This is a genomic window from Nevskia soli (assembly GCF_903970205.1).
Lineage (GTDB): Bacteria > Acidobacteriota > Terriglobia > Bryobacterales > Bryobacteraceae > Bog-113.
The window spans coordinates 1-9,199 of record NZ_CAJCHS010000427.1 but is presented as its reverse complement, the minus strand read 5'-3'; the positions used below and the strand labels follow the sequence as shown (position 1 = coordinate 9,199).

Sequence of the window (9,199 nt, the reverse complement as noted above, 5' to 3'; positions counted from 1 at the left end):
TACCGCTTCGATCCCAATGGCGTCTGGTCCACCGAGCAGGCCATTCGCTTCGGACAGTCGATCGAGGACCTCTGCAACGACTATTTCGAAGATCCGGTCTTCGGCATGAACGGTATGCGTCGCGTGCGGGAGATGGTTCGTATTCCCCTTGCGACGAACACGGTGGTGGTTAACTTCGAGCAACTGGCGGCTAACATACTCGACTTAGCCGTGGATGTAATTCTTCTGGATACGACCTTCTGGGGCGGCATCCGGCCGTGTGTAAGAGCGGCCGCCATTTGCGATACGTTCCAGTTGGGCGTCGCCGTGCATTCGTCCGGTGAGTTAGGGATTCAACTCGCAACCATGCTGCACCTGGGAGCGGTGCTTCCCAACTTATCCTTCGCAGCCGATGCTCACTATCATCACCTGACCGGCGACATTATTGAAGGCGGGTTACTACGGTATGAAGGCGGAAGTATCCGGGTGCCCGACGGTCCCGGATTAGGTGTCAAGCTCGATCGCGAGAAGCTTCGAGAGTACAGCGAGTTATATAAGCGGCTCGGAAGCTACCCCTATGATCAAGACCCTGGGCGGCCTGGTTGGACGCCCTTGGTTCCCAACGATCGATGGGCCGACCCGAAGAACGATCAGCCTGTGCCCATTCCGTTTTAAGCGACCTTACTGAGCGGCCATTCGCTTCGCGATCTTGCGCGAATCAGGAACGCGATCACGGCCGCCACAAGCACGCACATACCAAAGAGGATGTAACGGGCCTGAGCCGAGACTACGATGAACACCCAACCGGCGAGCGCGATCACGACCGGTAGAGGATACAAGTACATCCGGAACGGGCGTTGAATGTCCTTTCGGTAACGCCGAATCAGCACGACGGCGACGCACTGCGCGGCAAACTGCGTCAGGATCTGGACGATGATCAGGCCATCGATCAGGCTCTCTAGCGAGAACAGGCACGCACACGCCGAAGCCACGCCCATAAAGACGATCGAGAACGACGGGAATCCTTTCGGATGGACTCGGGCGAAAATCGAAAAGAAGTTACCTTCGAGGGCGGCGGCATAAGGTACCCGCGAAAAGCCCAGTAACACGGCGAACACCGATCCGAACGCGGCAAGGAGAACAAGAACCGCACTTACCTTGGCGGCGGTGGGCCCGTAAACCCGCCCGATCAGATCCGACACAATTGAAGTCGAGGTCAGCGTCTCCTTCCAGGGAATCACCCCGATCACGGAGAAGCTCATGGCGGTGTATCCGATAGCCACGATTCCGATGGCCAGCAGGATCGAGCGCGGCAAATTGCGGTTCGGGGCCTTTACCTCGTCGCCGATCAGCGCCGCGGTGCAGTAACCCTGGTAGTCGTACATGGCAATCAGAGTAGCTGCGCCAAGCCCGGTGAAGAAAGCGGCGGACGGGTGAAACGCGCCGGGCGGGAAGGCAAATGCCAGCGCCGGGTTGAAGTGGGTCGCCCCGGCAACGATGATCCAGACCATCGTGCCCATGACAATGGTCACCAACACCATCGAAACGCGGCCTATGGATCGTATGTTGCGGTAGAGCAGGGCAGTCGCGACCAGGCAGACCGCGAAGGCAACCGCCTTACCTTGCCAGTAAGTCATCGCGGGGTATAGACTCTTGGCGTAATCCGCGAATCCGACGCCGCCCGATGCCGCCAGGAGCGGAGTAACCACGATACTCTGGAACAGGAAGATGAAGCTCATGAGTTGCCCCAGACTCCGCGGCCCATAAGCTTCGCGCAGATACTTGTAGGATCCGCCCGAGCCCGGCATGGCCGCCCCTAACTCAGCCCACACCAGGCCGTCGCAGGCCGAGATCAAAGCGCCCAGACCCCACCCGACCATGGCTTGCGGCCCACCCATCGCCGAGAGAATCAACGGGATGGTCAGGAACGGACCGACCCCCACCATTTGCAGAATGTTGGCCGCGATCGCTTCAAACAACCCGATCTTCCCTCGGGAACCGAGGCGTTCCGGAGGCGCATTGCTCATCGCGGATAGGCTAAGTGCCCGTCAAAACCGACTCCCTGACGGTCGCGGCTCAGTAGACGCAGTGCGTTGCCGAGACGCAGTACGTTACCGAGACGCGGTACGTTACAGAGCCGCGACGGTGAAGGAGCGGTCATTATCACGGGCTGCTGGAAGTACGCTCGCTCTAGAATAGAAACTTAGCCCCTAACTGCAGAATGCGGGCGTTATGAGCGCCGCTGGGATGCAGGAAGTCGTTATCCAGGCAGCTGGGATCCCCCGCCGAGTTATTCGAGCCCCCGAAACAAGTGGCTGTGTTGTACACGCCATTGAACTGGGTGTGATTGAAAACGTTGTACCCTTCGGCCCGGAACTCAAACGCCCGCTGCTCGCCGACCGCAAAGCGCTTGAATAAGCCCATATCGAAGTTCGTGCGCGACGGGTTACGAAGAATGTTGCGTCCCGCATCGCCGAAAGTAAGCCCGGTTTCCTCGGCGAAGGCGTTGGGGTTATAGAGCAGCGGGCCGACGATGCCCGCGGCATTCGTTTCCGGAAGCGCCGCGTTCGGATTGCCGATCAAGTCCACAAATGCCTGCTGTCCACTACCATTCGCCACGCCCGGCCCGAAGATACCGCTCAATACGCTAAACGGCGTTCCCGTCTGGAACGTCATCAGCCCGGAGACTTGCCACCCGCCAAACAAGCTGTGCGTCCACCCGGGAGCCAAAAAGAAGGGCAGGTCATAGACGGCGCTGATGTTCAGCAGATGCCTCTGGTCGAAGTTGGAACTGGAGTAAGTCTGCCCCAGGTTATAAGAATTTAGAAAGTTGCTGTCACCGCGGTCGGAAGAGTCGTCAAGCGAATGGCTCCAGGTATAAGCCACGCTCAAATTCAAGCGGCCGACCGTCCGGTGCAGGGAGAACTGCAGCGCGTTGTAATTCGAGTTCGCCTGATTCTCGAGGGAAGTGATGTCGCCGTACCCTGCGATCGGGCGGTAAGGATTCGGATCGCCGCCGCACGCGACATTGAAGTCGATCAATGCCTGCCCGCTTAGCGTCTGTCCGTTCACCGTCCCGTTATTGCAGTCCGCCTGAGTCATGACTTGACCCGGCTTGTACGGATTCTGCGACGGACTAATGGGATAGAGTTGGTTCAGATCGCGCTGCAACGTCAAGTGAGTACCTTTCGATCCCACATAGGAGAGCGTGGCCACGAACTTAGAAAGGAACTCGTGTTGTAAGTCGAGGTGCCATTGCTGCATGTAGGGCCAGCGGATGACGGTCGGAATCGAAACCGGCGTCAACGGAGGGAATGAGCCCGAGCCGCCCACGCTGTTGTATCCAATAATGTCGTATTGCGTCGCATTCAGCACCAGCGGCGGCGCGCCTTCGAGCGATTCCGTGTTGCCTTCGTTACCGTTCGTGATTTCGTAGAAGATCCCGTAGCCGCCGCGGAGAGCCGTCTTGCCGTCGCCGAATGGATCCCAGGCGAATCCCACCCGCGGCGCCGGATTGAAGAGGTGCCCTTGCATGCAGGATCGCTGAATGCCCCCCGTCCCGCATTGGACAATGCCGTTAAAGGGATTGCCCGTACCGGGTATCAGATTGCCGTTGTTGGCATCGCCGCTTTCATCGATTTGGGGGGCCTGCGCCGGGTTATAAGCGGCCGGATCGAAGTTATAAGCCTGCTTGTACCTTTCGTAATAGGTTCCAAACAGACTGATCCGAAGGCCCAGATTTAGAGTGAAATGCGGTGTCACCCGCCAGTCATCCTGAAAGTAAGGTTCTACACTCTTCTCCCGGTTGTAGTACTTCAACTTCGCGCTGGTCTGCGAATAGGCATAGATATTTCCGAGCAGAAAATCGGCGAATGCATTCCCCGTTCCGTTCGGATCCTGGGAATTATTGAACGTGTAGACGCCGCCCGGGTCCCCGCTCGTCTGCTCGTTTTTCTGCCGCGCGGCGAAGTAGAAGCCCATGGTTAAGTTGTGGTTGCCGGCGACTTTGGAAAGGTTGTCGCGATAAGTGTAAGTTGGGTTGGCATTGTTCCAGGGGAAGTATCCCGGGTCTTCACCGAAGCCGCCGCCGTAAGACGAGTTACAGCAGATTTCCACTCCGGGCAACGCACCGTTGCCGTTATTGAAAAGGGCTCCGCCTGTGAATCCGGCTGGCCGCGAAACATTCTGCACGGCGTTCAGGAAGATATGGTCGGTCGTGTAACTGAAAACAAATTCATTGAGCAGCGTCGGACTCACGCTATTCGTCAGGTGAGCGACCAGGCTAACGCCCGGTCCGACAAAGCTCGTCTGTACCGTCGGGAAACTCGCCGTATTCGAGGACCAAAGAGATGTCGGGGTTACCGTGTTCCAGGAATCGTGTATAAAGCGGAAGAAGAAACGCGTGTTGTCGGTGAAATTTTCATCGATGCGTACCAGTTCCTCGCGCCAGTTGGTCGGTGTCGCGGGCGCGGCATCGAAAAACGACGTAGCGCCGCTGCCCGCGTTTGCCGCCGGAAAGAGTGCATCCTCGAGGAGCTTGGCGTTCGGATCCACCGGCACCTGATTGTTCGGGAACGGCTGTCCATTCGGCATCATCGGGCAATCCGGACCGGGGCAAACATCGTTGAAGTTACCGTTCCGCTCGGCATTCGACGGCACTTGCTGGTTGAACACCTGACCGGGAACCAATTCCTTCCGCCACTCTTCGCTGAAGAAGAAGAAAGTCTTTTCCTTGTTCTTGTTATAGACTTTCGGGATATAGATCGGCCCGCCGATCGTATAGCCCCAGTCATTCTTGCGGTACTCCGGGTTCGGAATTCCGCCGGCGTTATTGAAGAAATTGTTGGCGTTGAAATCTTCGTTGCGGACAAACTCGAAAACATCCCCATGGAATCCCGTCGTGCCGGACTTCGTTACGGTTTCGACGGTGCCCGATCCGTTCCGTCCATACTGCGCGCCGTAGTTGGACGTGAGCACCTTCACCTCGGCGATCGCGTCGACATTGGGGTAGACGTTCAGCGTGGCGTTACTGCCGTTGTCCATGGCATCGCCGCCGTCGATCTCCCAGTTGTTATACTCCGTCCGGCCGCCGTTGATGCTCATCGAGACGTTGCCGTAAACTCCAACCGTTCCTTCGTCCTGCCCCGTCTGGTTACTGACGCCGGGAACGAGAGTAACTAACTGCGTGAAGTTACGGCCATTCAACACCAACTGGTTGATCTGCTTCTGCGTCACCGTTCCCGCCAGTTCGGAGGTGTTCGTCTCGACCTGCGCCACTTCGTCGCCCTGGACTTCAACCGTGGTGGTGACGGCTCCCAGTTGCAGATTCGCGTCGACACGCGCCTTCTGCGCGATCCGCAGAGTGATGTTGGTGGCCTCGTAGGTCTTGAATCCGGGCGAGGTGATCGTCAGGTTGTATTTGCCCGCGGGTAAACCGGCAATCAGATAATCGCCCTCGTTGTTGCTCGTGGTTTTGTGAGGCGTTGCTTCGGCCACGCTGGTCACCGTGACATCGGCGCCCGCGATGATCGCCCCGGTAGAGTCGCGGACGGTGCCGCTCAGTGAGCCGGTGTCCTGGGCTTGTACTAACGACGAAGCAAATGCCAAAAACAGAAATGCTAGACCGGAAATGCCGCGCATGTCCTACCCCCTGTTGACCGTTGAGATTGACCTTGAGAATCGCCGGCGCCAAGATGGCCGCGCGGCATAGTTCCCGCAATACTTTCTGGAAATAATACAACAACCCGGGCCTCTCGCGCATGTAGCGGTCGCGATGTAGATTGTGAGAGTGAGAGTTACGGTAGTCGCAATTTTGCTTTTTGTAGCTCAAACCGCAGTCGCAGGCGCCCAAACTTCGGCCTTGGCCGATCGCTACAAGTCCGGCGAATCGGAGCTGCGCGCGGGAGATCTCGACGCAGCGCAGCGTGACTTTCAGGCTGTGGTTACGGCTGCTCCGCAAGATCCTGGAGCGCACGCCAATCTGGGCGTGATTCACATGCGGCGTCACGAATGGACGGCGGCGCTTGAGCAACTGCGGAAGGCTGCGGCTCTGGCGCCGGGTGTAGCCGGTGTGCGGCTGAACATCGGTCTGGTCGAGTTCCATACCGGCAACTACCCTGCGGCGCTTGAGTCCTTCGAGTCCGTACTTCATGACGATGCGGGGTCGCTGCAGGCGCGGTATCTACTTGGCCTTTGCCAGTTCTTCTTGCAGCGCTATCCGGAGGCACGCAAGACGCTCGCGCCGCTTCAGGATTCGCAGTCGGACAATCTGCAGTATCTGTACGTGTTTGGAATCGCGGCCGGGCGTTCCGGCGACGCGGCCGGCGAAAAGGCGGCGCTGGCCAGGCTTCTTACAATCGGCAAGGATACGCCGGAAATGCATCTCTGGGCTGGAAAAGCGTACTTCGCGCGCGGAGACGACGCCCAGGCCGCGGGCGAATTACGACTGGCGCTCCGAGGCGATCCCAAACTCGCCTTCGCACATTATTATCTGGGCCGGATTGCGCGGAACCAGCAACAGATCGAAGAAGCCCGCGCCGAGTTTTTGGCCGACCAGGCAATTTCGCCCGATACGGCGTTCGACGCCGAGCAGCTCGGCGATCTGAGTGCGGCCGCGGGAGACGCTCGCACAGCCGAACGTTACTACACGGAGGCTCTTCGACTGCAGCCGCAATTGATCACCGCGAGTTACGGCCTGGCGAAAACCCTGCGCGCCGAAGGGCGCTTCACGGACGCCCTGAACGAGGTTGATCGCGCGATCCAGATCGACGGACAAAGTCAAAGCCTTCATTACCTCCGCGCGCAATTGCTCCAAAAATTGGGGCGCGTCGAACAGGCGCGAAGGGAATTCGCGATTGGCAACGAATTGCGACAGAAAGTTCAGGATGACCTGGAGCGGAAGATCGGCGGTTCGGCTGGCGTCGATTCAGCCATGCTGACTCCCGCGATGTAAGAGATCTGTATGGCGCCGGTTCGGAATTCAGAACAACGGTCCGTTTTACCCGTGTTTCATTTTGGGACAGGGGTTACAGACGAACCCATTCATAGTAAGAAATCCGATTACTAGGACTTTTGTGTTCCGATTTCAGAACAAAGTCCTTGAGGAACGCCGCAACCTCGTGTAGATTTTGATAGTGACCGCTGCTCAGCCAGTAACAATCTCAGAAATACGTCTCGACACGATGCGTTCGCGGATCTGCTCGATACAGGATAACCTGGCAACCCTTTGCCGACTCGTCGAAAGAATTCCTCCGGGCGAGTTGCGCCTCCTTTCAACTCGTTCGCATCCCTCTCTTACGCGCTCAAGCGGGCGCGCCCGCTTGATTTGCATCCAGGGCGGTAAGAAACGGGCGGCTACGGTTTCACGGTAACCATCACAACCCCGTGGGATGGGACCACCGCGGAGAACGACTTTGTGAAGGCTCCCCGATCCTGCTTAGCCCAAAGATCGCGAACTTTCGCGCTGAGATGCCCTGGGTAGCCAAGATCGGTCCATTGCACCTCGATCGTCGCCGCGCTTGAACCGCGGTTGAGCAGGGCGACCGCGCGTCCGCCGTCCGCCAGCGGCCGCGCCCAGACTTCTGTGTCGCCGTTTCGCCAGACCCGGCGGCCTTCCATCCCCAACGAATCCTGATCGATAGCGATCACCTCTTTATTCGTCAGGATGTCGCGGGTGTCCGCGGGCATGCTGCGCAGATCATTACCGGCGATCAACGGCGCCGCGAGCAGGCACCACATGCTGAAATGCGCCCGGTATTCCTCGCTCGTCATGCCTCCATTGCCGACCTCCAGCATGTCGGGATCGTTCCAGTGCCCGGGACCCGCGTAGGATGCCAGGCCGTCCTGCAGGTCCAGAATCTGCACCACTCCCAGGCTCTGGCCCTTCTTGTCATTGCTCCACTTGTCTTGAATGTCCCCGGTGGTGCGCCACAGATTTCCGACATCGCGCGCCCACAGCCACGGTTTGTTACTGCCCCATTCGCAAAGACTGAACACGATGGGACGGCCGCTTTGCTTCAGCGCATCGCTCATGAGCGCATAGGATGAGGGCCCGTCCTGCGTGCTATGGCTGCACCAGTCGTACTTGAGGTAATCGACGCCCCAGGCCGCATACTGGCGCGCATCCTGGTATTCGTAGCCGCGTCCGCCAGGGCGTCCCTGACAGGTCTTCGTGCCCGCGTCTGAGTAAAGGCCGAACTTGAGCCCTTTGGAGTGAACGTAATCGGCCAGCGCTTTCATCCCCGAAGGAAAGCGCTCTGCATCGGCCACGATGTTGCCTTCGGGATCGCGCGAGACCTGCCAGCAATCGTCGATGACGACGTAGTTGTAGCCCGCGTCCTTCATCCCCGAGGTAACCACCGCATCGGCCATCTCGCGGATCATCTTCTCGGAAACATTGCAGCCGAACTTATTCCAACTGTTCCAACCCATGGGAGGCGTGCGCGCGACACCGTTATCGAGCGCGAAAACGGGAGCGGCGACGCAGACGAAGGAGAGCGCGACGACCAAGCGGGAGTGCATACGCGTCGAGTATATATCGCGCGTGCGCGAGAATTGCTTGTTGGTTTCAACGGCGCATTACCGATTCCTGTTGTCCCTGCCTGAGCGCGTGGTGCGCTCCGCGGCGGCGCTCACCGGCGGTCTGCTGCGCGAGATCAACGCCGTCGTTTTGCCGGCGCGCGTGCGGCGGACCGTGCTTTACCGGCTGATGGTGGAAGTGGCGCTGCGTTTCCTGATCGAGCAGGTCGGCCAGGTGCAGGGAGTCTATGCGGATTCGAACGAACTGGCGCGCAACTTCATCCTGAAGCGCGGCGCAAGTCACGGCATCGAGATCATCGGATTGCTGACGATTCGCGTCTCTCCCATCTGGGTGCTGGCCGCGCTCGCCGACGCCACCGGCGCGGGTCATGAACTCATTCGCGAAATTTCCCAGGCGCTGAAGGACGAAGGACTGCTGAGCCGCGATCATCAATTCGAGACAGCCGACCAGCTACTTGATGGCCTGGAGAAGACGAGCGTGCAATTGGCCGAGGCGATGAACCTGCCGCCGTTCGATGCCGCCAGCCTACGCAAGGAGTGGGCCAAGCTCAAACAGAACGTAGCGTTGATGCATCCGGAGCTGCCGCAGGTCGACCGGCTCGAAAGTCTTTGGACGCGCTTGACGGAATCCGCGGCGGCGCAGGATCGGTCGGTGTTTGCGGTTTGCTCGTCGCTCGCTCTC

General features: G+C 58.9%; 6 protein-coding genes. 3 read left to right on the top strand and 3 right to left on the bottom strand.

What is annotated here, in order from left to right; translation table 11 throughout:
* The coding region (locus H1Y01_RS18400) for an enolase C-terminal domain-like protein (protein ID WP_257644476.1) at positions 1-654 on the top strand (654 nt) is incomplete at its 5' end.
* On the opposite strand, the gene H1Y01_RS18395 is transcribed toward H1Y01_RS18400, so the two are convergent.
* Both H1Y01_RS18395 and H1Y01_RS18390 read right to left on the bottom strand, forming a co-directional pair.
* Positions 651-2,006, bottom strand: a complete 1,356-nt coding sequence (locus tag H1Y01_RS18395; RefSeq protein WP_180542153.1) for an APC family permease — start codon at positions 2,004-2,006, stop codon at positions 651-653. The two genes, H1Y01_RS18400 and H1Y01_RS18395, sit on opposite strands and share 4 nt — an antisense overlap.
* A 163-nt stretch (positions 2,007-2,169) precedes the next feature.
* Positions 2,170-5,619, bottom strand: coding sequence for a TonB-dependent receptor (locus H1Y01_RS18390; protein ID WP_219341679.1), 3,450 nt, complete (start codon positions 5,617-5,619; stop codon positions 2,170-2,172).
* A gap of 220 nt (positions 5,620-5,839) precedes the next feature.
* Between H1Y01_RS18390 and H1Y01_RS18385 the strand changes: the two genes are divergently transcribed.
* Positions 5,840-6,931, top strand: coding sequence for a tetratricopeptide repeat protein (locus H1Y01_RS18385; protein ID WP_180542149.1), 1,092 nt, complete (start codon positions 5,840-5,842; stop codon positions 6,929-6,931).
* Between the two features lie 401 nt (positions 6,932-7,332).
* On the opposite strand, the gene H1Y01_RS18380 is transcribed toward H1Y01_RS18385, so the two are convergent.
* Complete coding sequence (locus tag H1Y01_RS18380; protein WP_180542147.1) at positions 7,333-8,499, bottom strand: alpha-galactosidase; 1,167 nt, start codon at positions 8,497-8,499, stop codon at positions 7,333-7,335.
* A 40-nt stretch (positions 8,500-8,539) separates the two neighbouring features.
* Here H1Y01_RS18380 and H1Y01_RS18375 point away from each other — a divergent pair.
* A partial coding sequence (locus H1Y01_RS18375; protein ID WP_180542145.1) for a hypothetical protein occupies positions 8,540-9,199 on the top strand: 660 nt, incomplete at its 3' end.

Excerpts from the sequence above, each read along its gene's own strand:
- H1Y01_RS18395 (WP_180542153.1), bottom strand. The coding sequence starts at position 2,006 with ATGAGCAATGCGCCTCCGGAACGCCTCGGTTCCCGAGGGAAGATCGGG.
- H1Y01_RS18390 (WP_219341679.1), bottom strand. The coding sequence starts at position 5,619 with ATGCGCGGCATTTCCGGTCTAGCATTTCTGTTTTTGGCATTTGCTTCG.
- H1Y01_RS18380 (WP_180542147.1), bottom strand. The coding sequence starts at position 8,499 with ATGCACTCCCGCTTGGTCGTCGCGCTCTCCTTCGTCTGCGTCGCCGCT.